This window comes from Microbacterium sp. USHLN272, assembly GCF_037149655.1.
Taxonomy (GTDB): domain Bacteria; phylum Actinomycetota; class Actinomycetes; order Actinomycetales; family Microbacteriaceae; genus Microbacterium; species Microbacterium galbinum.
In genome coordinates this window covers 325,886-351,229 of the sequence record NZ_JBBCRA010000001.1, presented here as the reverse complement: position 1 = coordinate 351,229, position 25,344 = coordinate 325,886, and the positions used below count along the sequence as shown (strand labels likewise).

The 25,344-nt window shown below is 64.7% G+C and carries 27 protein-coding genes and 1 other RNA gene; 7 read left to right on the top strand and 21 right to left on the bottom strand.

Annotation, left to right across the window (positions count from 1 at the left end; translation table 11 throughout):
- Nucleotides 1–131: 131 nt before the first annotated feature.
- The gene (locus tag WFJ97_RS01785; protein ID WP_247622342.1) at nt 132–1,175 is read left to right on the top strand and encodes an AI-2E family transporter; all 1,044 of its coding nucleotides are present in this window, start codon (nt 132–134) and stop codon (nt 1,173–1,175) included.
- Here WFJ97_RS01785 and WFJ97_RS01780 read toward each other — a convergent pair.
- The 4 genes from WFJ97_RS01780 to WFJ97_RS01765 are packed head-to-tail and all read right to left on the bottom strand — an operon-like array spanning nt 1,162 to nt 6,670.
- The gene (locus WFJ97_RS01780) at nt 1,162–2,082 is read right to left on the bottom strand and encodes a diacylglycerol/lipid kinase family protein (RefSeq protein ID WP_247622341.1); all 921 of its coding nucleotides are present in this window, start codon (nt 2,080–2,082) and stop codon (nt 1,162–1,164) included. The genes WFJ97_RS01785 and WFJ97_RS01780 overlap by 14 nt on opposite strands.
- 48 nt (nt 2,083–2,130) lie before the next feature.
- Entirely contained in the window at nt 2,131–5,106 is a 2,976-nt protein-coding gene (locus WFJ97_RS01775) for a bifunctional [glutamine synthetase] adenylyltransferase/[glutamine synthetase]-adenylyl-L-tyrosine phosphorylase (protein ID WP_336640280.1), read from the bottom strand.
- Between the two features lie 9 nt (nt 5,107–5,115).
- Nucleotides 5,116–6,453: a type I glutamate--ammonia ligase gene (gene glnA / locus WFJ97_RS01770; RefSeq protein ID WP_247622339.1), complete on the bottom strand. Its 1,338-nt coding sequence runs from the start codon at nt 6,451–6,453 to the stop codon at nt 5,116–5,118.
- 13 nt (nt 6,454–6,466) lie between these two features.
- Nucleotides 6,467–6,670 carry an SPOR domain-containing protein gene (locus tag WFJ97_RS01765; protein ID WP_247622338.1) on the bottom strand — a complete coding sequence of 68 codons (204 nt, stop codon included), beginning with the start codon at nt 6,668–6,670 and terminating at the stop codon, nt 6,467–6,469.
- Nucleotides 6,671–6,739: 69 nt separating this feature from the next.
- On the opposite strand from WFJ97_RS01765, the gene ppgK reads away from it, so the two are divergent.
- Nucleotides 6,740–7,486 carry a polyphosphate--glucose phosphotransferase gene (gene ppgK, locus WFJ97_RS01760; protein ID WP_247622337.1) on the top strand — a complete coding sequence of 249 codons (747 nt, stop codon included), beginning with the start codon at nt 6,740–6,742 and terminating at the stop codon, nt 7,484–7,486.
- A 1,009-nt stretch (nt 7,487–8,495) separates the two neighbouring features.
- Here the strand turns inward: ppgK and WFJ97_RS01755 are convergent.
- Both WFJ97_RS01755 and WFJ97_RS01750 read right to left on the bottom strand, forming a co-directional pair.
- A complete protein-coding gene (locus WFJ97_RS01755) occupies nt 8,496–9,707 on the bottom strand; it encodes a tyrosine-type recombinase/integrase (RefSeq protein ID WP_336640279.1) in 1,212 nt (403 codons plus the stop codon).
- 130 nt (nt 9,708–9,837) lie between these two features.
- Nucleotides 9,838–11,361: a recombinase family protein gene (locus WFJ97_RS01750; RefSeq protein WP_336640278.1), complete on the bottom strand. Its 1,524-nt coding sequence runs from the start codon at nt 11,359–11,361 to the stop codon at nt 9,838–9,840.
- 140 nt (nt 11,362–11,501) lie between these two features.
- Here WFJ97_RS01750 and WFJ97_RS01745 point away from each other — a divergent pair, with 140 nt between their 5' ends.
- The 3 genes from WFJ97_RS01745 to WFJ97_RS01735 all read left to right on the top strand — a co-directional run bounded on the left by WFJ97_RS01745 (nt 11,502) and on the right by WFJ97_RS01735 (nt 12,925).
- On the top strand, nt 11,502–11,780 hold the full coding sequence (locus tag WFJ97_RS01745; RefSeq protein ID WP_336640277.1) for a hypothetical protein: 279 nt from the start codon (nt 11,502–11,504) through the stop codon (nt 11,778–11,780).
- A gap of 30 nt (nt 11,781–11,810) precedes the next feature.
- On the top strand, nt 11,811–12,419 hold the full coding sequence (locus WFJ97_RS01740) for a hypothetical protein (RefSeq protein WP_336640276.1): 609 nt from the start codon (nt 11,811–11,813) through the stop codon (nt 12,417–12,419).
- A 107-nt stretch (nt 12,420–12,526) separates the two neighbouring features.
- A complete protein-coding gene (locus tag WFJ97_RS01735; RefSeq protein WP_336640275.1) occupies nt 12,527–12,925 on the top strand; it encodes a hypothetical protein in 399 nt (132 codons plus the stop codon).
- Nucleotides 12,926–12,965: 40 nt separating this feature from the next.
- Here WFJ97_RS01735 and WFJ97_RS01730 read toward each other — a convergent pair whose 3' ends face one another.
- The 12 genes from WFJ97_RS01730 to WFJ97_RS01675 form a co-directional block, all read right to left on the bottom strand.
- Nucleotides 12,966–13,445 carry a hypothetical protein gene (locus WFJ97_RS01730; RefSeq protein WP_336640274.1) on the bottom strand — a complete coding sequence of 160 codons (480 nt, stop codon included), beginning with the start codon at nt 13,443–13,445 and terminating at the stop codon, nt 12,966–12,968.
- A gap of 33 nt (nt 13,446–13,478) precedes the next feature.
- Nucleotides 13,479–13,955, bottom strand: a complete 477-nt coding sequence (locus WFJ97_RS01725; RefSeq protein ID WP_336640273.1) for a hypothetical protein — start codon at nt 13,953–13,955, stop codon at nt 13,479–13,481.
- A 269-nt stretch (nt 13,956–14,224) separates the two neighbouring features.
- The gene (locus WFJ97_RS01720) at nt 14,225–14,533 is read right to left on the bottom strand and encodes a hypothetical protein (RefSeq protein ID WP_336640272.1); all 309 of its coding nucleotides are present in this window, start codon (nt 14,531–14,533) and stop codon (nt 14,225–14,227) included.
- A gap of 3 nt (nt 14,534–14,536) precedes the next feature.
- Nucleotides 14,537–15,184, bottom strand: coding sequence for a hypothetical protein (locus tag WFJ97_RS01715; protein ID WP_336640271.1), 648 nt, complete (start codon nt 15,182–15,184; stop codon nt 14,537–14,539).
- 800 nt (nt 15,185–15,984) lie between these two features.
- Nucleotides 15,985–16,326, bottom strand: coding sequence for a terminase (locus WFJ97_RS01710; protein WP_247623424.1), 342 nt, complete (start codon nt 16,324–16,326; stop codon nt 15,985–15,987).
- Nucleotides 16,327–16,441: 115 nt separating this feature from the next.
- The gene (locus WFJ97_RS01705) at nt 16,442–16,660 is read right to left on the bottom strand and encodes a hypothetical protein (RefSeq protein WP_336640270.1); all 219 of its coding nucleotides are present in this window, start codon (nt 16,658–16,660) and stop codon (nt 16,442–16,444) included.
- Nucleotides 16,661–16,716: 56 nt separating this feature from the next.
- Nucleotides 16,717–17,265 carry a hypothetical protein gene (locus tag WFJ97_RS01700; RefSeq protein WP_336640269.1) on the bottom strand — a complete coding sequence of 183 codons (549 nt, stop codon included), beginning with the start codon at nt 17,263–17,265 and terminating at the stop codon, nt 16,717–16,719.
- Nucleotides 17,266–17,451: 186 nt separating this feature from the next.
- A complete protein-coding gene (locus WFJ97_RS01695) occupies nt 17,452–17,652 on the bottom strand; it encodes a hypothetical protein (protein WP_336640268.1) in 201 nt (66 codons plus the stop codon).
- A 233-nt stretch (nt 17,653–17,885) separates the two neighbouring features.
- Nucleotides 17,886–18,461 carry a hypothetical protein gene (locus WFJ97_RS01690; protein WP_336640267.1) on the bottom strand — a complete coding sequence of 192 codons (576 nt, stop codon included), beginning with the start codon at nt 18,459–18,461 and terminating at the stop codon, nt 17,886–17,888.
- Nucleotides 18,462–18,695: 234 nt separating this feature from the next.
- Nucleotides 18,696–19,346, bottom strand: a complete 651-nt coding sequence (locus WFJ97_RS01685; RefSeq protein ID WP_336640266.1) for a hypothetical protein — start codon at nt 19,344–19,346, stop codon at nt 18,696–18,698.
- The gene (locus tag WFJ97_RS01680) at nt 19,343–19,834 is read right to left on the bottom strand and encodes a hypothetical protein (RefSeq protein WP_336640265.1); all 492 of its coding nucleotides are present in this window, start codon (nt 19,832–19,834) and stop codon (nt 19,343–19,345) included. The genes WFJ97_RS01685 and WFJ97_RS01680 overlap by 4 nt, the downstream gene beginning before the upstream one ends.
- 329 nt (nt 19,835–20,163) lie before the next feature.
- Entirely contained in the window at nt 20,164–20,364 is a 201-nt protein-coding gene (locus tag WFJ97_RS01675; RefSeq protein WP_336640264.1) for a helix-turn-helix domain-containing protein, read from the bottom strand.
- Between the two features lie 122 nt (nt 20,365–20,486).
- On the opposite strand from WFJ97_RS01675, the gene WFJ97_RS01670 reads away from it, so the two are divergent.
- Nucleotides 20,487–21,263, top strand: a complete 777-nt coding sequence (locus WFJ97_RS01670; protein WP_336640263.1) for a hypothetical protein — start codon at nt 20,487–20,489, stop codon at nt 21,261–21,263.
- A 7-nt stretch (nt 21,264–21,270) separates the two neighbouring features.
- Nucleotides 21,271–22,461 carry a tyrosine-type recombinase/integrase gene (locus tag WFJ97_RS01665; RefSeq protein WP_336640262.1) on the top strand — a complete coding sequence of 397 codons (1,191 nt, stop codon included), beginning with the start codon at nt 21,271–21,273 and terminating at the stop codon, nt 22,459–22,461.
- Between the two features lie 27 nt (nt 22,462–22,488).
- Here the strand turns inward: WFJ97_RS01665 and rnpB are convergent.
- From rnpB to WFJ97_RS01650, 3 genes are all read right to left on the bottom strand, one after another.
- An RNA gene (gene rnpB / locus WFJ97_RS01660) (RNase P RNA component class A) lies at nt 22,489–22,851 on the bottom strand.
- 35 nt (nt 22,852–22,886) lie between these two features.
- Complete coding sequence (locus tag WFJ97_RS01655) at nt 22,887–24,590, bottom strand: bifunctional 3'-5' exonuclease/DNA polymerase (RefSeq protein WP_336640261.1); 1,704 nt, start codon at nt 24,588–24,590, stop codon at nt 22,887–22,889.
- A 19-nt stretch (nt 24,591–24,609) separates the two neighbouring features.
- Entirely contained in the window at nt 24,610–25,341 is a 732-nt protein-coding gene (locus WFJ97_RS01650; protein WP_247622335.1) for a zinc ribbon domain-containing protein, read from the bottom strand.
- Between the last annotated feature and the right edge of the window lie 3 nt (nt 25,342–25,344).

Genomic DNA, 25,344 nt, shown 5'->3' with positions numbered 1-25,344 from the left:
CTACGAGGGGATCCATCATGCGCCGCAGGAAATCAGTCACGAGGACCGAGACCATCGAATCGGGCCCCGCGACGGGCCGCACCTCGCGACAGGTCAGCTCGGTCACGGCCGCGGCCCGCACGAATCCCTTCATGTTCGGACTGCTCGGCGCACTCGGCGTGCTGGTGGCCCTCGCGATCGGCGGGATGGTCGGCCAGCTGGCGACGGTGTTCGTCTACATCGGCGTCGCGATCTTCCTCGCTCTCGGACTCGACCCCATCGTCTCGTTCATCGAGCGCAAGCTCCCGCGGCCCGCCGCCGTCGCGATCGTCGTCGCCGTCGTGGTGCTCGCCTTCGCGGGCATCATCCTCGCGATCGTCCCGATCCTCGTGGAGCAGATCACCAACCTCGTCAACGACGGCCCGCAGATGGTCGAGGATTTCATGGCCAGCGCCTGGTTCAAGGACGTGACGGCGCAGTTCGGATCGACCTTCGAAGACGCGGCCCAGGGGGTTCTGAGCTTCGTGCAGGATCCCGGCAACATCCTCAACATCAGCGGCGGGGTGTTCGCGGTCGGCGCGGGTATCGCCGGCGGCTTCACGGGCGTGACGATCGTGCTCATCCTCACCCTCTACTTCATGGCCTCGCTGCGCAGCATGAAGAAGGTCGCGACGCGCTTCGTGCCCGCCTACCAGCGCGACACGTTCAGCGGCCTGCTAGAGGACGTCTCCGGCGCCGTCGGGCGCTACGTCATGGGTCAGGCGAGCCTCGCCCTCGTCAACGGCATCCTGAGCCTGATCTTCCTCAGCATCATCGGTGCGCCAGTGCCGGCACTGCTCGCCCTCATCGCCTTCATCGGATCGATGATCCCGCTGGTGGGCACCCTGGCCGCGTCGATCATCAACTCGCTGATCTGCCTGTTCATCAGCCCCGTGACCGCGCTCATCGCCATCATCTACTACCTGGTGTACATGCAGGTCGAGGCCTACGTGCTCTCCCCGCGCATCATGAACAAGGCCGTTGCCGTGCCCGGCGCGCTCGTCGTGATCGCCGCCGTCGCCGGCGGTGCGCTCGGCGGTATCCTCGGAGCCCTGGTCGCGATCCCCGTGGCGGCGAGCATCATCATCATCGTGCAGAAGGTCGTGTTCCCCGCTCAGGACCGCAAGCAGGTGCCGCCGGCGCTCACCGCACCGTGAGAGCGCCCGGCTGCACCCGCACCGCGAACTGAGTGATCTCGCCCATCTCCTCACCGTCGATCTCGAAGACGAGCGGCTGGGCGAGCGAGACCGCGATCCTCTCCACGGCGAGATGCTGCGCCGAATCGGTGCTGACCGCCTCGTCGCCACCGGTGAGCAGCCGCCGGATGCCGTTGTCCCACACCACCGAACGCAGGGTGTTCATCCACTGGAGCGCGCCCTCCGAGCTGATGAGGAGGATGTCGAGCAACCCGTCGTCGAGCTGCGCATCGGGGAGCAGGCGGAGTCCGCCCTGGAGCATGCCGCAGTTGCCGATGAGCATCGTGTGCCCGCGCACCTCCTCGGGTTCGCGATCATCCACGGTCACGGTGATGTCGGTCATCTCCGTGCCCGCCAGCGCGCGCCCCATGGCTTCGACATACGCGAGCCATCCCGCCCGGTCCTTGAGGTCGTCGTTCGTCTCGACCAGCATCTGCGCATCAATCCCGAACCCCACCATGACGGCGAACGCGCGAGTCTCGCCGTTGAACTCCACCCAGCCCAGGTCGATGTGCTGCGGAGTGGCATCGCGCACGCGCTCGAGGGCCGCGACCATACCGGTCAGCGGCACTCCGAGGTTGCGAGCGAGCAGGTTGCCGGTCCCCTGCGGAACGATCCCCAGAGCGACCTCCGTGCCGGCCAGGGCTTCAGCGACGGCACGGACCGTCCCGTCACCGCCCACCGCTACGACCACCTCGCACCCGTCCGCGACGGCCTCCGCGGCCATCCCGCGCCCCGGATCGTCGATGCTCGTCTCCCACCACCGGATCGGGGCATCCGTTCCAAAGACCTCGTCGACCGCGGCGCGCACCTCGTCTCCGTCGATCTTGGACGGATTCCACACGATGCCGATGCTCGAGACGCTCATGAGGCCAAGCCTGGGGCCGAACGCGTCTCGCCGCAAGTCGACACGGGTCTAGCCGTAGAACTCCTGTTCGAACGCCTTGCGGGCGCGTCGAGTGACGCCCAGGTACTCCTCCTCGAGCTCGGTGGCCGAGCGGTCGGGATAGCCGAGGATCCGCGCGATCCCGTCGAGCTCGCGGCGATCCGCGGGGAGCACGTCGCTGGTCGTTCCGGTGAGGATCGTGATCGCCGAACGCAGACGGCTCGACAGCAACCAGGCCTCACGGAGGCGATCGGCGACCTCGGCCGGGAGGAGTCCGGCATCGACCGCCGCGCCGAGCGCTCCCAACGTCGACGTCGTACGCAGGCCCGGCACGGCGTGCGCGTGCTGCAACTGGAGCAGCTGTACGAGCCACTCCACATCGCTGAGCGTCCCGGGGCCGAGCTTGAGGTGGCGACGCGGGTCGGCCCCCTGGGGAAGCCTCTCCCCCTCGACGCGCGCTTTGATGCGCTTGATCTCGCGGGTGCCCTGCAGATCGATCGACGCGGGGTAGCGGATCGTGTCGGCCAGCTCGGTGAAGCGCGCAATCAGCTTGGCGCTGCCGGCGACGCCACGCGCCCGCAGGAGCGCCTGCGCCTCCCACGACAGCGACCAGCGGCGGTAGTACTCGGCATACGCCTCGATCGATCGCACCACCGGACCGTTGCGACCCTCCGGGCGCAGTCCCGCGTCGAGATCGAGCGGAAGCCGATGGTCGGTGACCTGTTCACGGAGACCGGCGACGATCTTCGTCGCGAGCGTCTGCGCGCGGTCGGGATCGACGCCGTTCGCCGCGTACACGTAGAGGATGTCGGCATCCGATCCGAAGCCCAGCTCCGCTCCCCCGAACCGGCCCATGGCGATCACCGCGAAGTCGAGCGCATCGTCTTCGGGCGGCACGACCTCGCGCAGCACCGCACGCAGCGCGGCCTGGATGGTCGCCTCGGTGATGTCGGTGAGAGCGGTCGCGACGTCCTCGATCGTCAGGACGTCGAGCACCCCGCCCATCGCGGTGCGCAGCAGCTCGCGACGCCGCAGCGCGCGCACGGCACGCAGCGCGTCGCCGATCGTCTCGTGCCGCGTCTGGATCGCCCTGGCCTCCTCCGACAGCGCGGCGCCGCCGCGCGGACGCAGAGCCTCGGTGCTGTCGAGCCAGGCCACGGACTCCGGGATCCATTCCATGAGTTCGCCGATGTACCGCGACGTCGACAGGATCCGGGTGAGGCTCTCGGCCGCCCCCGAGGAGTCCCGCAGCATCCGGAGGAACCAGTGCGTGTTGCCCAGGCGCTCGCTGATGCGGCGGAACGCGATCAGGCCGTAATCGGGGTCGGTGCCGTCGGCGAACCATCGCACCATCACCGGCATGAGGTGGCGCTGGATCGTGGCCTTGCGGCTGAGTCCGCTCGTGAGCGCGCCGATGTGTCGCAACGCGCCCGCCGGATCGCGGAAGCCGATCGCCGCCAGACGATCGTGCGCCTGCGCGGTCGACAGGGAGCGCTCGCCCTCGGGCAACGCGGCGACCGCACTGAGGAGGGGACGGTAGAAGAGTCGCGTGTGGATCTCGCGCACTTCACGTCGCACGCTCTCCCAGCGCGCCCAGATGCCGTCACCGCTGTCGGCCAGCGCCGTGCTGCGCGCGAGGACCCGGAGTCCCGCGGGCGTCCGCGGCAGGAGGTGGGTGCGGCTGAGCTCCTTGAGCTGGAGCCGGTGCTCCATCAGTCGCAGGACCCGGTAGTCGTCGGCGAAGGTCGTCGCCTCGACCCGCCCGATGTACCCGCCCTCGACGAGGGCCTCCAGGCTCTCGAGGGTGCCACGGGTGCGCAGGGTGGCGTCCGTGAGTCCATGCACCAGTTGCAGCAGCTGGACGGTGAACTCGATGTCTCGCAGTCCGCCCTCGCCGAGCTTGAGCTGGTACGGGGCATCCTCCGGATCGATGTGCTCCTTGACGCGCTCGCGCATGCGCTGCACGCTGTCGACGAAGTCCTCGCGGGCCGCGCTCGACCAGATCTTCGGCTGCACGGCGCCGATGTACTCCGCCCCCAGCTCCGGATCGCCGGCGAGGGGCCGCGCCTTCAGCAGGGCCTGGAACTCCCAGCTCTTCGCCCAGCGGTCGTAATAGGCCAGATGGGATCCGAGCGAGCGGACCAGAGCACCCTGCTTGCCCTCCGGCCGCAGGTTCGCGTCGACCTCCCAGAGAGGCGGCTCCTTCTCGATACCGCTCAGGCCGCGCATGGTCTCGCGGGCGAGCTTCGTCGCCAGATCGATCGCACGCGACTCGGAGACGATCTCCTCATCGGCCGTGCCGCCGACGAAGATCACGTCGACGTCGCTGACGTAGTTGAGCTCCCGCGCACCGGCCTTGCCCATGCCGATGATCGAGAGGCGGACGGCCGCCACCTCGCGCTGATCGACGGTCTCGCGCAATCGGCTGCGCGCCACGGCCAGCGAGGCCTCGAGCGCCGCACCGGCCGCGTCCGCCAGCGCCGCCGCCACATCGGCGAGAGCCTCGACCGGTGCGGTCCGGGTCAGATCGTAGGCGGCGATCGCCGCGAGGCTGCGGCGGTAGGCGACCCGGAGCGCCACGACCTCGTCGTCACCGCCGGACCGTGCGAAGCCGTCGACGGCGCCGACACCGGCGAGCATCGCCCGGGTGAGGTCGTCGGCCGTCGGCAACGCATCGACCTCGTCGGCGAGCACCGCGAGCTCCGCGGGGTTGCGGAGAAAGAACTCCGCCAACCCCTCGGATGCCCCGAACACCCGCCAGGTGCGGCGCTGGGTGTCTCCGCCGTCGAGCAGGGCCGCCAACGGCGCGGGATCGCGTCGCGCCACCCGCAGCATCCCGCGCACGGCCGCGTCGGGGTCGGCGGCATCCGCCCCCGTCAGCAGCTCGGCACGCGAGCGACCGAGCAGTTCGGCGAGCTCGGCGAGGGCCTCCGCGGCCTCGCCGAGCTCATCGAATCCGAGTCGAGCCAGCGCGGACAGCGAGAAGGAATCGTCCGGACGGGCCATGCGCACGGCTCAGAGCAGCTCGAGGTTGTTCTTCAGCTCGAGCGGCGTGACCTGGCCGCGGTACGCCTCCCACTCCTTGCGCTTGTTGAGCAGCACGTAGTTGAACACCTGCTCGCCCAGCGTCTCGGCGACGAGCTCGGAGTCCTCCATGTACTCGAGGGCGTGGTCGAGGCTCGCGGGCAGCGACGAGTAGCCCAGCGCGCGGCGCTCGGCGTCGCTGAGCGACCACACGTTGTCCTCGGCCTCGGGCGGGAGCTCGTACTCGTCCTCGATGCCCTTGAGGCCGGCGGCCAGCATGAGCGCGTACGCCAGGTACGGGTTCGCGGCGGAGTCCAGCGCGCGGTACTCGACGCGCGACGACTGCCCCTTGTTGGGCTTGTACATCGGCACGCGCACGAGCGCGGAGCGGTTGGCGTGCCCCCACGTGACGAAGCTCGGGGCCTCGTCGCCGCCCCACAGGCGCTTGTACGAGTTGACGAACTGGTTCGTGACAGCCGAGATCTCGTTCGCATGGCGCAGGAGGCCGGCGATGAAGTGACGCCCGGTCTTCGAGAGCTGGTACTTCGCGCCCTCTTCGTAGAACGCGTTCTGGTCGCCCTCGAACAGCGACATGTGCGTGTGCATGCCACTGCCCGGGTGGCCGCTGAGGGGCTTCGGCATGAAGGTCGCGTACACGCCCTGCTCGATCGCCACCTCCTTGATCACCGTGCGGAACGTCATCACGTTGTCGGCGGTGGTGAGGGCGTCCGCGTAGCGCAGGTCGATCTCGTTCTGACCGGGTCCGCCCTCATGGTGGCTGAACTCGACCGAGATGCCGAGGTCTTCGAGCATCCGCACCGAACGACGACGGAAGTCGTGCGCCGTGCCACCGGGCACGTTGTCGAAGTACCCGGCGGAGTCGACCGGAACCGGTCCCTCCGGACCGTACTGCGACGACTTGAGCAGGTAGAACTCGATCTCGGGGTGCGTGTAGAACGTGAACCCGGCATCGGCTGCCTTCGCGAGCGTGCGCTTGAGCACGTGGCGCGGGTCGGCGACCGCGGGCTGGCCGTCGGGCGTCGTCAGGTCGCAGAACATGCGGGCGGTCGGATCGATCTCGCCCCGCCACGGCAGAGTCTGGAACGTCGTCGGATCGGGCTGCGCGAGCAGATCGGACTCATGGCTGCGCGTGAGCCCCTCGATGGCCGAGCCGTCGAAGCCGATGCCCTCGGCGAACGCGCCCTCGACCTCGGCCGGCGCGATGGCGACCGACTTGAGCGTGCCGATGACGTCGGTGAACCACAGGCGGACGAACTTGACGCCGCGCTCCTCGATCGTCCGGAGGACGAAGTCTCTCTGCTTGTCCATATCGTGCGGAGCCTCAGCCCTTTCCTTCGTCCCAGCCGGATTCGGCCGCTTCTTCATCGGCCCAGGCGCGGGAGCGCGCCTTCAGCGTCTCGGGTGCGTTCGCGGCCTCGGCCTCGGTGTCGAACGGGCCCACGCGGTCGATCGACTGCGAGATCATCCCGAATTCGACCTGCTTGGTCTCGAGGTTGTACCAGTACTTGTGTTCGCCGTCCGACATGGCCCGTCCCTTCGTCGTCTGATGTCATCGATCCTACTGGCGCGAACGCCTGTCGCTATGCTGTGGGTCATGGCAAAAGCGATCGGCGTCGACATCGGCGGTACCGGAATCAAGGCAGGAATCGTCGACCTCGAGCACGGCACGATGGCGTCCGATCGGGTACGGGTGCCCACACCCGAGGGCGCGGCTCCCGGCGACGTGCTGCAGGCCGTGCAGACGGTGCTGAAGACCCTCGACGTGCACGAGTCGACCCTCCCCCTCGGCGTGGCCTTCCCGGCCATCGTGAAGCGCGGCAAGACGCTGTCGGCCGCCAACGTCTCGAAGGAGTGGGTCGACTTCGACGCCGAGCGCTTCTTCCGCGACGGCCTCGGCCGCAACATCGTGTTCGTGAACGATGCGGATGCCGCCGGCGTCGCCGAGGCGCGGCACGGTGCGGCCCGCGACGTGCGCGGATTCACCCTGCTCACGACCCTCGGCACCGGCATCGGCTCGGCCTTCATCAACGACGGCGTACTGCTGCCCAACACCGAGCTCGGGCACCTCAACTTCCGCGAGTACGAGTCCGTCGAGCAGTGGGCCGCGACCTCGGCGCGCGAGCGCGAGGGGCTCACCTGGGCCGAATGGGCCGAGCGCCTGCAGGCGTTCTACTCGCACATCGAGTTCCTCTTCAGCCCCGACCTGTTCGTGGTCGGCGGCGGCGTGTCGAAGAACGCGGGCGACTTCCTCCCGCTCCTCGACCTGAAGACCCCGATCGTCCCGGCGATCCACCGCAACAACTCCGGCATCATCGGTGCAGCCTCGCTCGCGGGCGACTGACACCCTCGAGACCGCGAAAAGGCCCGGTGACCTGATGGTCACCGGGCCTTTCACGTCGAGGCGAATGGGCCGACCTGTACGCCGGGTTCTGAACAGGGATAGTTGCCCATGATTGTCACTTCATGTTACTGCGCTCTGACCAGGCTTTCTTATGATGCTCGTTGTTGCCGTTTGATGGCGCCGTGTGCGAGTTCTGCGGACTCTGCGCGGACGCTGATGAGGTCTACGCACACCCATGGACGCAGAAAAGACCCGCCCCAGCCGAAGCCAGGACGGGCCTTTAGACGGGCCTTACGCCGCGTCGTTTGATTTACGGGCCAGTCGAGCGATCCAATCCGGAGTCGACGTCTTCTGGCGGGCGTCTACGTAGACGCGAATTTCGGCCGCTACTCGCCGCTCCTCCGCGGACGGCTGACGGCGATTCGTCCGAATCTGCCTGTGCGTGTGAACCGTGGTCATGTTGCGCCTCCTCTTGGATCAAGTATGTACTCTCGGACTGGGAATCGTCTACATCTTCCCCGGCCCCGTCCCCTGCGAGTTCATCTGGAAAGTCGTCGGTCTCGTCTCCATCGGCCTTCGGGTCAAGGAACACGCCAGTAACAGCTCGAACGACGTTGTACTGGTCGTCTTTGACGTGCTTGCTCTTCGCCAAGGCCTGCACCACCCGCAGTCCAACGACACCCTGCCTAGAATCAGGATCTTGATCCTCGAGCGCGAGGTCTACTGACCACCGAATCGTTTCCCACCAGGACTCACGTCGCTTCTGCGACCTCGCGCTAAAGAACGCGATCACAGCCGCGGCGACCGCAGCGGTTCCCGCGAATCCTGCGCTCTGCATCCAATCCGAAATCCAGGGCCACCCTGCATCATTCCACCAAGGATGCAGGCTCTCCCACCAACCGACGAAGTCCATGTCGCGAGCATAGCCAGAACGAGGTGGCTCATTTGAGCCACCTCGAACATCTCGCTTCACCTGACCCGTCGTGTAACTCGTCGACGCTTTCTAGCATCACCTCGCTTGGAGTGCCCGAGCCGGCCGTACTCCCTCGAGCGTGCTGGCGATCGCCGAAGCCATCTGGTCGTGTGCGTCTGCGATTAGATGGCCGTACGTGTCGATCGTGGTTGTGATCGACTCATGCCCAAGACGAGCTTGGATGTACGGCAGGGGGATGCCCTGAGCGATCAACCAGGACGCGTGAGTGTGCCTGAGCCCGTGGATCGTCGGTGTGCGCAGCAGCGGGTCTCGACCCGCCTTTCGGCACTCATCTGCATCCATCGCTTTCTGCAGGGCCGGGAGCCACGTTCGCGTACTGAACACACCGTGCCACATGTGCCCGCCCTGAGGTGCAGGGAAAACCCATTCGTCCGCTGCCCCCGGTTCCCCCATGATCGCCACCAGGTCCGGGAACAGTGACACGGACCTGCGAGACTTCGATGTCTTCGGGTAGCTGAGCAGTGGCCCACCCTTGGCCTTCTTCCAGGCGCGGGTGACGCGTACGGTTGGCGGGTTTCCGTATAGGTTCACGTCGGCCCAGGTGAGGGCCGTCGCCTCACCCCACCGCAGGCCGGTGCCTGCAAGGAAGAGCACGAAGCGCTGATAGTGCTCGGGTACGAAGTGAAGTAGCGTCGCAAATTCTGTCGGGGAGAGGAACACGGTCTCCTTTTTCACGCCCCGCGTGATGCGGATCTTGTAGGCCGGATTGTTGCTCAGGAGTCCCTCACCGACCGCGGAGCGCAGCACGGCGGAGAGCAACGCGTGGTAGTTCCGAACCGTCTTCGAGGAAATGGGGCGCTGCTGATCGGGTGGCTTCTGCCTGTCGCGCCAAGTCGGTTGCTGTTCCTGCCAGGCGAGCCACGAGCCGACATCGGGTTTCGTGATCGCGTCGATCGGGAGTTCACCCAGACGCTGCAGGAAAGACCTCTCAGCCTCGGCCTCGTAACCCTCACGCGTACCGCGCTCCACGCCCGTAAGAAGGCCGCTCTCGGGCGACAGGTAGCGGGCGGTGTACTCGCGGAGGGTCGGGACTTCTACCGACCTCTGAGCGCGCGCCTGGCGGACCTGATCTGCAGCATCCCACCCGACACGATCCACGAGTGCCGCGAACTGATCGGCGCCCTTCTTCTCAAGGAACGTCGCCTGCTTCATTGAGCCATCGAGGCGCGCCTGCACACGCCAACGCACCTCACCAGATGTTGTGGTGCGCGGGGTAACACTCGCCATGGCGGGCGTCCTTTCATTGGTTGAGTCTCAGCACGATACTCAGAAATCGTGCCCGTATGTACTGACATAGAGGCCCGAAGGCGAGCGACGGGCCACCCTCGATTCAGAATGGCCTATCTTGAGCAGGCGCTCATTTCCAGATCAGCTCGATCCTGTTCGCGCTAGCCTCTCGACTTCCCTTGCGCCCTGCCGCCAGACGATGCACGACAGGAGTGACTACGCGGCGAATCACCCTGCGTTGCGCTGCGATGTCGAGGGACTGCCAGGTCGTGGCACGGTCACTCGATCGCAGAAGTAGTTCGATGCTCGGGTCGATGGGAAGCGAGTTTTGCAAGGCGCGTCGTGCGCGCTGGATGATTGGCCGCACTCGAGCCTCTTGATCAAGTAGAAGGTCGACGCGTCGCACAGCAGCCGCCTCCGCCCGAACCTCCTCAAGGTAGTTCTCGCTCTCAGAGATCGTCGCCAGCAAGGTCGCTCTACGGGCGAGGCTCTCCGTATCCACTGGATCGGGTGTGAGGAAGAGATCGGGTTGCGTCATCCGAGCGAAAAGCTGCTCAAGCACCGTGCGTTCCAGAAACGATGCTCGGATGCTGGCGTGCCATCCTTTGGCGTCGGAGCCTCGTGGAATCCCCGGTATTCCGTAGCAGAAGTAGTACAGAACCGTTCCCTCGCCAGCGGAACCGCTGACCTGTCGCCCACGGGGCTGGGAATTCCATGACCTTAACGGCTGTCGACACACCCCACATTGCGCGATGTTCGACAAAAGGTGTTTCGCTGTGTGGTCCCGCGGCCCCTTTCGACTTGGCCCCGCCATGATGAGTTGCAGGTGCTGCCAGTCCACAAACGCTATGAGGGCATCCCACATGCCGTCGCCGACGATCTCTCCCTTGTAGTCACGTTTGCCGGCGTATGCCGGAATACGCAGCATCTGCTTCACGATGGACGGTGTCCAAGCGGCTGCCTCGTGCGAAGGCAGGCGCCGTGAACCCCGAGTGGGAACCGGGCGGGCGTTGATGTCGCGAGCGATCTGGTAGAAGGAGTCCCCCTCGAGCACGCGGCGCGCCGCCTCGATCACGACTGGCGCCTCTTCCGGGTGCGGCTCCACTCGGAGCAGTTCTCGCGTGAACTCGTCGTACACGCGGAGATAGCCGTAGATGTTCCTTCCGTGCGGGCGCCCAGCGTCGGCTGAAGCCCGAGCGCTTCGTCGGCGCCGCTCAGACGTCTTATCAGACTCATACTCCGCGTCCACAGCGTCTTCAAGAAGGCTGCGACGATCGCGAGCGTTTGCAGAGTCATAGATGCGGTTATGCGTGGTGACCCAGATCCGCACGTTGCGCTCCCGGCAGAGGTCGACGAGATCTACCCACTCACCGACTCGACGCGATCCGCGGCTCGACTCCCAGATCGCAAGAACGTCTGCGTCAAATTCGTCAGACTCGAGGTCGGCGACCAGCCGTTTGAAGTCCTCACGTTCCTTCTTGGCGTACCGGCTCGCACTTCTGTCAGCATCCCTATACGGCGGGAGATCGTGAAGCCGCCACCCCTGTTCCTCGATCGACTTCTTGTTCTCGCTGTGCTGTTGATCGGGGCTTCTTCCCGTGCCGTGGACGTCTCTCGAGACTCTCAGGTACTCGCGAACTGTTAGCTGTTTCATCCGCCAAGCAGACACCCGTCTCCGAGGGTGCGCAATGCATGACGTCGGAGCCGAGACGTACAATCAAATCTCTCTCGGCCGGAGGAAGGAAACTGCCGGCTATGGGGAACCCTGGGGCGACGCTCTCCGCATACCGTGACATGCAATCGCAGGCGCGATCGATTCTTGAGGCCGCGAAACACGGTCCACTGCAGAGCCTCACCGATCGTGAACTCGACATCCGCGAGCAGCCCGTCACGATATATCCGCGACCAGCATCAGTGCGCGCATGGGTGCGTTTCGGCCCCGAAGCCGTGCGCGTCGAAGCGAAGGTCATGCGCTCCACACCCCTCGCCGCCGGCATCGAGTTCCGCGCCGGCGACCAGACGTTCCGGTGTTGGGTGTGGGGCAACGCCGTTTCCCTAGTGCAGCAGACTTAACTTGGCCTGGTGGTCGATAGGCTCCGAGTCGTGATGAACGAACGAGGCCGCAATCTTTCAGGCAGCATCCCCGCAGGCACGCGGCGAGCAAGCCTCGAGATGTTCTGGACGACTCTCCAGCAGACCGGGTCCACCGCGACGCTACTGATGTGGAAGTTCGTTCCCTTCCGGTGCCTGGTGCTCCTAGCCGGCGGGTTACTCGCCCTGGAGATCCTCGCCTTCCTATTCCTGGGGATGCCGATGGGAGCCCTGGCGATCGTCCTTCTGGTGCTCGCGATGCTCGTCGCAGGCTTCGTCGTATACGCACTCCACACTGCGTGGAGGCTACGCGACCCGCATCGTCTAGTCCTCTTCGCCCCAGATCTAGGTTCGAGCGTCGACGTGATCTTCAAGAGCCGAAACCGAGTATCCCTCGCCAACCACGGCAGAGCATTCGGAGCCACCAGCGCCCCGGCGCTACGCGACTCTGTCGCCGCGTGGCTGAACGGACTCGACGGCTGCCATCTCGATATCCGAGCGCAGAACAGGCGCGTGGCCAACCACTACATCGCCCAATTCCCACAACTCAGAATCTCTGGTCGCGACTGGATGGGCCACTACCGCCTCTCCGCAACCACACCGCCGCCCGTGTCCAACTGAACGGTGCTGCACTTCCGCCAGATCTTCCGCTGCTGGGTATGGGGCAACGCGGTGAGCATTGCGGTCGACTAGCTGTGTCGGATGCTTGAGCGTGGCAAACTCTCGTCATGTCAAACGATGATGGTTCGATCCGGTTGCTCATCTCTCCCGGGTTCCATGGGCATGAAGAGCTTGAGCTGAGCTTCCCGCCCGAGTTCAGCGATGAGCTATTGGAACTCCTGGACGAGCACGGTATCGAGCACAGCTCGATCCTCAAGCTGTCTGCCGGTGAGGATCTATGGTTCGAGAGCGTGCGGGTGCTGGGAGCGTCAGGCGGGTTGGGCGCCCTCGCGTCAATACTTCATACCTTCATGCACCGGCATAGAGGCAAGAAATTCACGATGAAGGACGGAGAGTTCGGTGCCGAAGGGTATTCGGTGAGAGACATCGAAAAGCTGCTTGAGCTTCGGAAGTCGGAACAGGCGGATCTGGACGCTAAATGGAAGGCTGTCGAAGAGGAAGAGTAGGAAAGCAGACGAACCCTTTTCGCTCGAACGGACGAAACGGTCAGGCGTACACTGCCCAGGCTCCAGCAACCGCGCCAACAAAAATAAGACTCCAGCCGATCGCGCGGAGAGTGTCTCTGGTGTCGTCCTCCCCAACAACGATCTTGATCGACGAGGTGTCTGCCGCGTCAGTTGCTGGCTGTCCTTCAACTGTGATCAGCTTCGATGGAATCTGAATCGTCTTGTGCTTGCCCACCAGCGGAGTGTCGTTCTTTCTCGAGACATCGAGCAGGATTTGAGCTACCGTTCCGCCAGCGACCATGACCGCGGCGTAGGCGCCCGCAAAGCTCTTGCCACTAGCCGCAGCGTGCCAGCCGAGGCCTAAGGCCGCGAGCGGCGCACCGACGATGCAGGCGAAGTAGAGAACCTTCGCTCCATTGCTCCGGCTCATGTGGAGCGCCGCAACTGTGACACTGACCGCAAGCACTACTGCAGTAACGATGCCCCATCCGATAAACGGGCGCCATATTTCGTCGATCATACGGTGAGAATACAGTTCGCCCGACGCATCCGTTCAGGCGATGACCCTCACTGCGTTTCCGAAGCCTGGCAGTCCATCGGGTCGCTCCCGCACAAGACTCATGGCATTCGTGGCCACTGGCTCTCGCTCTTTTGACAGTTCCCACCAGCTCTCGATCTTTGTGCAAATCTCGTTGCAAAAGAGAAGTAGATCGACTTGCTGGACACCATCAACAGAGTTCTGATGGACGACCCAACCTGCTTTCAACGGGACTGTGAACACGACACTGGGTGTCTCCTTCAGGCGGCCCTCGTGCAATATTCCGCACCGAAGCTGCCACAGATAGTCGGGGTGGATGGGGCTTGAGCCTATCCAGTCCGCCGCCCACTGCTTAAACCTGGCGCCGGTGGTCCTGCCGTCCTCTGAGTTCAGGGCGGCGCAGATGTCGATTGCTGCGAGCGATGCTTGAAGCGCCACGTGCCACAGACCCACCCGGGTAGCTTCACGAATCTCATTCGTCAGGTAGTCCACGAGGTCCAGCGTATGCCCTGGCTCCGGTCACCACTGAGGTGCTGAAAACCCTAAACTGCGCAAACGTTCATCGACCGCTACCCAACCAGGATGGTCGAGGTACCAACCCTCTTGACGCGCCTTTGCCACCAACTCCACGACTTCCTGTGCGACGTCCGGAAGAGCATTGTTCAAAGATTCTTTCCTTTCCTTGCAGAGGAGACGACAAGGGGCAACGGAAGTAGGCGGGGCACGACCAGCGTCAAGCCGGATCGATCCCCGCCCGCCCCCTACTCCTCCTCTGGGTCAGACTCGGACCCGCTTACTCCGACCCCGTCCTGCTCGAGCAGATCGACGAGGTTGCCGATCCCGAACGCGAGGTTGTGCACCTCTGCTGTCAGCTTGGCGATCATGGCGTGCTGCTGATCCGACGAAAGACCAGGCCCACCGTTCTCTGTGTGCGACTGGTTCAGCTCCAGGCTGAGCTGCAGCGCGTTCGTCTGCGCGTTGGAGATGATCGTGCGGATGTCGTCGTACTTCTCACTGAACATGAGCGTCCCTTCAATCGTGGTGCAATGAAAACGCAGGGTGTCCGACATCGGTCAGGCTGCGCGGTAGAGCTTCCCGTTCGACGGATCAATCAGAACCGCCTTCGCCCCAGACGGTGCACCAGTCGGCAGCGAGTCCAGGATGATCGTCGGCGCCGCGATACGCGCCTGAGCCGTCGTCACCGAGATCGCCGCGCCCGTAGCCCGCAACCATGCCGTGAGCGTATTCACAGAGATATCCGCAGACCCACCCGGCAGTAGGCCAATGCTCGACGCACCCCCAGTGAGACCCACAGCGACCTTCGCGCCATTCGACAACACCAGCTCACCGTTCTCCAACCACGCAGACCCCACAGTCACCCGGTTCGGCTCAACCGTCACGTTGCCAGCAGTAACCTTCCCGCCACCCGTCAGAGTCACGTTGCCCTGCTGCGTCGTGTTCCCGGTCTGATTCACATTCCCAGTGATCGTCCCCGGACCCTCAAGACGCCACGGCCCCACCCACCGGAACTGACCCTCCCCAAACAGTTGCCCGATCACCTGCAGCGTGCCACCCGAGTCGATGAGCAACAGCCCACCGATGAAACGCAGCCGGCCATTCGTCACCGAAGAGTTCTCGAGAGGACGCGCGTTCTGCAACCGACGCACATCCCTCTGCAGCGACCGGATACCCACGAACGCATCCGAAATATCATCAGCCATCTCATACCTCCAAAGTCATAAGTTCCTTCAACGTCATACGGGTGACAGCCCTGGCCACCCACCCCCTCCCCCTGCCCCTCAAGTCGCTCCCAAGGCATTGCGAGATTTACGCACGCAGGGGTCGAAACGATCGGCCCTCTAAAGCCCGCCGTGAGCGATTTCCCATGCCGGGTCGAAGGGGGCGTTGGGGATCGGGTGGGCCTCGTCTTCCTCTCGCATTCGGGCGAGATCTCCACCAGGCCACCCGTGCTCAGCGGAGTGCTGTTCTCGACGCTCCACCCACGATCGGCGGCGCTCGAGCCAGAGTTCGAACTGCTTTTTTCGCAGCACGTAAGGCAACCCCGGGTCATCGACAGGTGCGGGCGGCAGCGCATCGACTCCGAGCAATTCGGCGTCCACCCCGAGGTCAGTTGTCTTCTTCCGCCGCACGATTCACCGCCCTCGATCCCGAATGGCCGTCGTTTCGGATCGGTGGCCACGGCAGGCCACCCGCCCGCCGCCTCGCGGCGACCGCACGCATCAGAACGTCGACCGGCGTTTCACCGCGTTCATCGCCCCGCCGTTTTGGACTCATCGGTCCTGCCCTTCATCGAGATCCGGGTACGGCGCCCGACGCCCCATACGGCGTGCACGCACATTCGCCCCCGGCCCCAAGACCGCGATGATGTCCGGCCACGCGTTCGGGTTCCTCTCCCACCACCGCTTCCGCGCAGCGAGCCAGTCCTGCAGCGGACCAGCATCGTCGAACACGCGTAGCTCTGCCGGCACGGGCGTGGAGCTGTCCACACGCTTCCGACGCATCAGGCGACCTTCCGCATCCGGTAGACGCCACGGGCGCCTGACGACGACGGTAACGCGTCCTCCTCGAGCCCCGGAACCTGCAGAGTCGCCAACAACCGGGCTAGAGCCAGTTGGTGCTGTCGGATCTCAGCAATCGCTGGATGCAACCGCATGCCCTGCGATGATGCGAGCATGGTCCCGTCGTCGGCGAGCTGTCGACGTAGCGTGACGATCATGTCGCGCACCCGGCACGCTTCCTCGAGCTGCGCGAGCTCATGGCCGGCGAGGTCGAAGTCCGCCGTGATCGCGTCCCACAGTTTTCGTCCAGCGGCGTTCAGCCCGGACGGTCGTTTGACTGTCATGACCGATCTCCTTTCTGCCCTTCAAGGGCCAGTCGTTTCGTGAGCCGGGGAGGGATGCTCGCAATGCCTTGGGTGCGAGATGGGCACCCCGGGGAGGGTGGGGTGCCCATCTCTTTCACCAAGAGCTGATGCCGCGGTTCGAGACAGATACCGCACGCCTCGGACGGTTGCCGGCTTCGATGATGGAGGCGGGTTTGGCGGCTTCGAGCCCCGCGAAGTCCCCTGTGATCTGCAGGCTGATCTCCGTCGCTGGCGTCACCGCGATGAGCAGATCATCCGTCGGCGAGATCCAACCGCCTTTGCGTGACTGGATCATCGCCGCCTCTCCCAGCACGCTCGCTTCCTCGTCGGGGAGCTCGAAGACGTGAGAGCCGATCGTCACGACCCCCATCAGTCGATGACCGATCCGTACGCCATCGATCGGCTGAGGACGTGACGAATGTCGTTGAGCGAGGTGTTCAGTGCGCTGATGTCATTGACGACGCCAGCGGAGGCGGGGTAGCTCTTGCTGACCTCATCGATCACATTCGGCCAGTAAGCGTCGAGCGACCGCCGCAGAATCGCGTTGGTCATCGACCGGTCACCGCTGCGCACGCTGCGTTCGATGAGACGCAGCGCTTCAGCTTCGTCCTTGATGTTGTCGGCTCGATCCTGAGCGTCTCGTTCCGCGATGATGTCACTCGACGAGATAGTCGACCCGAACAGCACTCGCTGCGATGACTCGAGCTTCTCGTTGATCAGGCGCAGTTCCTCCGCCTGAAGTGCCGAAATGCGAGCGTCGGCGCGAGCCTTCGAATCCTTGATCTGCTCCTGCTTGCCCTGGAGGCTCAAGCTCTTGTCGTTGTGGACGGAGTCGCGAAGACTGCTGTGCGCTGCCCGAACTGCTGATGCTTCCGAACGCAGCCCGTCGAGCTTGCTTTCGAGGTAGTCAAGTGCCATTGGTTTTCTCCTTAGTTGTTCATGTGGTCTGGGCACTGGTTGGTCCATGTGCCGTTGGTGTTGGTGGATGTCCACCCGTCTTGGTGTGCCTGTTGGATGAGCTGGTAGTTCGCGATCCGCTCCGTTGAGGCGAACACCGCATCGCACGCATCGCACAAAACTGACTTTCTGATCACGTCATCTCCGTTAGTTGGATGCGTGGAAGTCGAAGTAGGGGTCGAAGCCTGATCGCACGAACTCTTGCCCTTGGGGTGAGAGGTGTTCGACGTTGGGGTCGGATTCGTCGAGCCCGCCGTCGTAGTTCCCTGCCCGCCCGAACCTGCTGTAGTAGTCGCGGATGAGGTCGCGGGCCTGCTGCACTGTGAGCGCCCGCCAGGCTTGTTCCACTTCTTGGTATGGAAGATCGCCGCTGATGATGATCCAGAGGTCTCGGAGCAGGGTTCGTTGCTTGGCCGTGGCTCGGCTCTGTCGGAGGTTTGTGAATGTTCGGCTGGTGCTACTGCTCGCAGTCGCACCTACTGTCTTGTAAGAGGTTCTTGTCATAGGTTCTTGTTCCTGGTTCCCTTTTGCCGGGGTCGAGGTTCCCTTTTGCCGGGGTCGAGGTTCCCTTTTGCCGGGGTTCACGTGCTGGGCACGTGTTCGGTGGGTAGCTGCACCTTGTATCTGTTGATGCCTTGGCGTTTGCCTTGACGCGGTTGATGCAGCCTGTGGATAAGTCCCACAGTCTCGAGGGTGTCGAGCGCTGGGGCGAGTGTGCGGCGGGTAACGCGTGCCTCGGCGAGTAGCGTCAGCCATGAGACGGTCGCTTCCCCCGTGCGCCGATTACGCCGGGATAGCAGTACGAGATAGACGATCTTCTCTGCCGCAGTCAGCGGGGCTTCCCAGAGCCATCGCCGCGGCAACCGATAGAACCCGCCCTCGCGCGGCATCTCGTTGACCCGGTAGTAGCTCGCGATGCCGTCGTACAACTGCCTCTGGACGACGATTCCCGCGGAGGTGAGGCGCGGGATGACTTCGCGCGTCGTCCGCACCGAAACACTCGCGCCCTCGGAGATCACCGATTGACTTGCGACTACTGTGCCGTCGTCTCGGTATGGCAGACACAGCAAGGCGACGTAGACGAGAAGCTCTGTCTTCCTCCACCCGAGCCGAAACAGCTCGTTGGGGATCGGCGCCCACGCCTCATTGGGCTCCATCGCTGGCGGGGTGCCTTCTCTTCGACTTGTCACGGGCGGCGGCGATACGCTCTTGAGCCTCCCGGAACTTACGCATCCGCAGTTGTGCGGCGTTCTCCTTAGGTTTGTCGATCATCTGGTCCCCTCTCTGGGGTCGGTCTTCAGTTGAAATGGATCGCCGCCCCCCATCAGGCCGGTGATGAGGGACGGCGGGGCAGGTGAAACATTTGACTCACCTGCGGGTCTAGTGGTCGATTAAGCCGCAGCGTCTGCGTTCTCGATTCGGTTGGCCCACTCCAACAACTCTTCGGCGCGAGCCCGGATCTTGTCTGGGTCCGCGTCATCGATGCGCACGCGAAGGCTGTCGCGTGCGGTGCCCCTGCTCAGATCGATTCGCCGTTCGTACTCGATGCCGGTTTCGCTGCGGGTTTCGTAGTCGACGTATCGCGGCGAGAATCTGGTGTTGAGCTTGTGCTCCCACCTCGGCGCGAGGTCACACTGCAGCGGTGACGAGGGGAACTCCTTAAGCCACACGTCCTTGCGCACGTAGTGCACGACGTCGCCGTAGATCGCCTCGACGATGTAGTCGCCCCGGTTCACGGCCAGGTTGCCGTTGCGCATGATCCCGATTGCGTGCGGCGTGCGGAGGATGTCGTAGCCGCGGATCTGGTTCGCAATATCACCGCGTGGAACAACTTGACGCCCATCCGGGGTGTAGATGTTCCACCACCTCGTCTCTCCAAGAACCTCTTTGCTGTGCCCCGGCTGGACCTTCGTCATCCGCTTGGGTAACGGCGCATACAAAGGCTCGCCCTCCTCGAGCACCCAAAAGCTGTTGCGCGGTATGCCCTTGATTGCCTCGAAAGCCCACCGCACGGCATCCGCGAACTCCGGTGCGGCGCTCATGCGTCCAACTCCCGGAGCTGCTCGTCAACGCCTGCGGGCCTGCGCAACAACTTCGGTTCGGCCCGCAACAAGCCGGCGGCGGTGATGAGGTTCTGGGCGACGTCGAGCATCCAACGAACGGCATCGTCAGCCGTGTTGAAATCGTTCTCTGCAGGGAGATACACATTCGGTGCGCCAGCGTCATCGATCCGCACCTCGCCTGTCTGCAACAACTTGCCGCAGCCATACAGTTCGACGACACCGACCTCTGCGGAGAACGAGAAGATCGTGTCTTCAACGTCGCACTCGATCGTGGAGAAGTCGATCTCCTCCGTCCAGAACGGCACCGCTGCAGAGATCTCCGGGTGGGCCTGCAGGAATTCAGCGGCGTACTCCTCGAAACCATCTTCCAGGCGGTTTCGGGGCGGAGCTGCCTGATTACTCCCCGCCCCGTCTTCCAACAAGGTGCGGCGAGCGAGCGCGTCCGATACCATCTGTGTACTAGTCATTTTCGGGTCCCTTCGGATTGACTTCACCCTCGCTCTGGTCAGCGGGGGCGCCTCCACCCTGGTCGGTGGAGGCTTTTTTCTTGTGTGCGCGAATCGAGTTACCTCGCCGCGATGGTGCGAATGTGACGCGTCGGCCGATCAGGTCAAGCAACAAGGCGGAGTTCATGATGAACACCTCTTGACCGTTGAGGCAGACAGTTACGTCTTGGCCCGTCAACAACTCGACGACGCGATTACCCGTGGGGTCGGAGTACGGCAGGGCGCCGGAATCTTCCGCGGGTACCCGGCTCGAGGCATCGGGCGAATGGTCTGAGGGACTCATCTTGTGATCAACCGGCCTCCGCGAACGCCTCTGAGATCAGGCGGTCTATCTCAGCCGCAGCGACCACGATGCGTCCACCGATCTTGCCGGTCTTGATCTGACCGGTATGGATCATCCATCGGATGGAAGCCTCTGACCGTCGAAGCTCGGTGGCGACCTCGTTCACGAAGTAGAACCGCTTCTGCGGTTCATCTACGGCAAGCGACATGTGTCCTCCTCGATGCGTTTTCGGAAGAGCCGATCGCTCAACCTGTTCGAAATCACCATACATGCACCTTGCTGGACATGCAAGTCTTTTCCGAACACCAGTCGGGAGATAGTGTGTGAATTGTGAATAATGCCCCCAAGTACTCCCTGGAACCTCTCGACGGCGATGAGTGGGAGGTTCGCCGCACGAAGCAGATCTTGCGCGCAGTCCAGCGAGACAAGGAGGCGCGCCGTCTGACGACTGAAGCACTGGCTGAACGGTGCTCGCGTTTTCTCGGCGAGCCCGACTCAGTAAAGAAGGCGACCCTCAACGGTCTCTTCGCGGGCAAGAGGAAGACGATCTCAATCACCGAGCTGACGATGCTCTCTCGCGCGCTAGGTACGCCACTGTGGGACCTGATCTATCCGGTGGGTGAAGACATAGAAGTTCGTCCGGGTGTGGTCATGAGTTCGGCGGACGCGCTAGTAGCCGATTCGTTCCTGACGTTCCCGTTGAGCGGGGCCGGCGAAAACAACAGGCTGCATCTTCCGGGCCGGCTGGTCGACACTTCTCAGCTGATCACTCAGAGTGAGGTGCTCGCTGATCATGTCGTCCGTGCCATTGCTCATCTCCGCGCGGGCGTTGGACTTGGTCACCACCTCTCCTCGGCCGCTTACCAGGCGTTTGAGCTTCGCCTGAAAATCGCAAGCTACGAAGAGCGTTACGGCGAGATCCCGACACTGAACTCGGGCGTTCGAGAGGTCGCCGAGCTGAGATTTAATCGGAACGAGGTAGCTCAGGGCGGCGACGCTGCGGATCAGTTTGCTGCTCAACTTCTCGCAATAGAGCACCTTTTCGCGGGAGTTTCGATTGGGAACTACCAACTAGGTGCTTCCGGCGTGGATAAGGGGGAGGAGTGACCATCGCATGGTGAGGCAGTACGTCGAGGATCGATGGCATCGTCGCGAAAACGGCAAGCGAGAACGGTCCAGTCGCTACGGGGTGGGGATGCAGTACCGCGCTCGATACTTCGATGCCGCGGGTAAAGAGCACGCGAAGAGCTTTCCCCAGAAAAAGCTGGCGAACCGTTGGCTGAACGAGGTGACGGCCTCTGTCGTTACAGGTCAATACATAGACCCGAACTCTGCAAAGGTCACCTTCCGGGCTTACGCAGAAGCCTGGCTTTCCGCGCAGGTTCACAAGGATGCGACGTCGCTCCTCTACCGTGGGCATCTCGAGCGCCACGCGTATCCAGTTCTCGGGGATCTCCCGATGGGGAGCATCCTTACGACGACGGTTCAGGGCTGGGTCAAGCGATTAGCGACGGGTGATCCGGAGAGCGGTCGCAAGCCACTGGCGCCGGCAACGGTGGGCGTCGTGTACACGGTCGTCGCTTCGATCTTCCGAGCGGCTGTGCACGATCGTAAGCTTGCGAACTCGCCCTGTACACGGATCAAGCTGCCCACGGTCGAGAAGACGCGCATACGCCCTCTGACGACCGCTCAGGTCGATCAGCTCGCTGACTCTCTCCCCACCGAGCTTCGGGCGCTGGTGATCCTCTCAGCGGGCACAGGGATGCGGCAGGGGGAAGTGCTCGGGCTCACGCGCGACAGGTTGCGACTACTGGGCAAGAATCCGTCTGTGACAGTCGATCGTCAGTTGGTGACAAAGCCTGGCGGGCTGACGGATTTCGCGCCGACAAAGACTGAGGCGTCACGCCGGGTGATCCCGCTGCCCCGTGTCGTCGTCAAAGCTCTGAACGATCACCTGGCGAGTTACGACATCGGGGACGCGGGTCTGTTGTTTACGTGGCTTGGTCAGCCGCTCACCCGGCAGCGGTTTGGGCACATATGGCGACCGGTCGCAAAGACGGTCGGCCTGACCACTGAGACCGGCACAGGTATGCATGCGCTCCGGCACTACTACGCGAGTCTGCTGATCCGATACGGCGAATCGGTGAAGACGGTTCAGGCGCGGCTCGGCCACAAGTCAGCAACCGAGACCCTGGATACCTACGGGCATATGTGGGCGGACTCTGACGATCGGACTCGAGAGGCCGTGGACAGCGTTCTTGGGAATTCTGCGGACTCCTCGCGGACGCTGCACGGGGTCGGCTAGTAAAACACCTGATCAAGTCGGTTTATGCGAATGGGCCGACCTGTACGCCGGGTTCTGTTCCGGGGTTCTTCGCCCCTTCGACGGCCATCTCTCTCGGCGACACGTTGCCGCGCCGCTCCAGCGGTCTACCCGAGGACTCGGCGAGCCGCGTCAACATCCTCTGTCTGACCTTGCTCCGGGCGAGGTTTACCTGGCGGGACATGTCACCATGTCCCCCGGTGGTCTCTTACACCACCCTTTCACCCTTACCCCCGGCGAACCGGGGGCGGTCTGCTCTCTGTGGCACTGTCTCGCGGATCACTCCGGGTGGGTGTTACCCACCGCCCTGCCCTGTGGAGCCCGGACGTTCCTCGGTGCGGTTGCCCGCCACGCGACCGTCCAGTCGACCCATTCGCATCTGCCAGTCTACGACGCCCGGCCGCGCCTCATTTCTCGGCGGACTCGGTGATGCGCAGATCCAGTGGCACGTCGATCGGGAACGTACCGAACAGGCGTGTGGTCGCGACGGCCGCCGCCTCGCGCACGGCGTCGGCGGCGGCATCCGCGAGCTCGGCGGGGACGTGCAGGATCACCTCGTCGTGCAGGAAGAACGCGAGGTGCGCGGCCTCCGCGAAGGGGCCGGATGCTGAGGCCGGCGTCGCAGCGGGCGGCAGGCCGCGCAACCGATGACGGATCTCGGCCAGCCAGATCAGCGACCACTCCGCCGCGGTGCCCTGCACCACGAAGTTGCGGGTGAAACGCCCCCAGTCGCGAGCGCTGCGCCGCGCCTGCGCGACCAGCGCCGCGTCGACGTCCTCTCCGGTGGCCGCGGACTGGAGCGCTGCCCACTCGGGTGACGGCTTCGGCGACGAGCGTCCGAGCCAGGTCGAGACCACCCCGCCGTCCTCCCCCGCGCGTGCGGCGGCATCGACGAGCGCCATCGCTCGCGGGTAGACCTTGCGCAGTCGCGGCACGAGCCGGCCGCTGTCGCCCGTCGTCGCACCGTACATGGCACCGAGCACGGCGTACTTGGCCTCTTCGCGTGTCGCCACCGCGCCCGAGTCGACGACTCCGGCGTACAGATCGGTGCCCTGCGCCGCACGCGCCATCGCGGCATCCGAGGCCATCGCCGCGAGCATGCGCGGCTCGAGCTGGGCGACATCGGCGACCACGAGAGTCCACCCGGGGTCCGCCCGTACGGCGGGGCGCAGACTGCGCGGCAGTTGCAGCGCTCCCCCGCCGGCCGATGCCCAGCGCCCGGTCACGACGCCACCGGGGATGTACACCGGGCGGAACCGCCCGCGGTGCACCCAGTCGGCGAGCCAGACCCACCCGTTGGCGCTGAGCAGACGCGACATCTTCTTGTAGGCCAGGAGCGGTTCGACGACCGGGTGCTCGTACTGCGCGAGCTCCCATTTGCTCGTCGACTCGACGGGGACCCCGGAGCGGTGCAGCGCCCGCAGGAGCTTCGGCTGGCTGTCGAGATGGAGGGTGGCGTCGCCGAGGATCGCGCGCACCTGTTCGCCGAGCGCGACCATCTTCGCCGGGAGCCCGCCGGCGAGCGATCGAGCGCCGAGCGTCTCGGTGAGGATCTCGTCGTGCACGCCCTCGTTCCAGGGCACCCCCGCCGCGCGCATCTCCTCGGCCACCAGGCCGCCGGCGGATTCCGCGGCGCAGAGCAGGGCGAGCCGGCCGTCGGATGCCGCGGCGATCACCCCGCGCTGCGCGCGGTACTGCTCCAGGGCGTCGGCGACCGGATCCCCGCGCGTCGAGTCCGTGTCGAAGAGATCGAACAGCCCGGGTGCCGCATCGGGCGCCTCGCGGCGCATCCAGTCCTCGGACGGCTCCAGAGGGTGCGGGACGGATGCCGTGTCGCGGAGGATCGCGTGGCACAGGACCAGATCATGGGTGCGTCCGACCCGCACGCCGTCGGCGAGCAGCGGTGCATAGGTCTCGCGCGCGCTGCGGATCACCCAGCGCGGCGCGTCGCGCTGCTCGGACTCGGCCACCCAGCCCGGCAGATCGCGCTCACTCAGGCTCTCTCGGCGGATCTCGACGTCCGCGGCATCGAGATCGACGGCGACGTATGCGCCGCTGCCGTCGGCGACCAGCAGAATGCGTCGCTCGGACGATGTGGGCGACGCGCTCACGACGAGAGCGCCGCGTGCATCACAGTCCCGATTCCTCCGTGCGCACCAGGATGCAGCCGCACTCGGGGCAATACACGACCGCGTCCTCGGCGGCGCGACGGATCTCGGCGATGTCGGTGCTGGGGAGCATCATGCGGCACCCCTCGCACGTGCCACGGGTCAGCAGGGCCGCACCCGCACTGTTCGCGGCGCGACGCGTGTACTCGGCCAGCAGCGGCGCGGGGATGCTCTCGGCCACGGCTGCACGATCGCGGGCGAGCTGGACGCCGAGCTCGGCAGCGGCGGCGACGTCGGCCTTGCCCTGCGCGCTGAGCGTCGAGCCCTCGGCGGTCGTGATGTCGATGAGCGCCTGCTGAGCGGCGACCGCGGACTCGGCTTCTTCGACCCGCCCCATGACGTCGAGCTCGGCGTCTTCGAGGTCGCTCTGGCGGCGGGTGAGACTCGCGATCTCGTGCTCGAGGGCCTGCGCCTGCTTGGGGTCGGTCGCGACCGCGAGACGCTCGGCGTCGCGTGCCCGGCGCTGCTCGACGAGCTTCACGTCGGACTCGAGACGGGTCAGTTCGGTGCGTGCGTCGTCGCGGGTGCCGGTGAGCGCGGTGAGCTCGCGCAGCTGCTCCTGACGGATCGCCACCAGCTCGTTGATGCGCGCGGCCTGCGAGGGATGGGTGCGGGCACGATCGGCCTGCGCGATGCGCCGGTCGAGGTCGGCGATGTCGAGCAGGATGCGCTGATGTTCGGAGCTGGCGTTCACGCT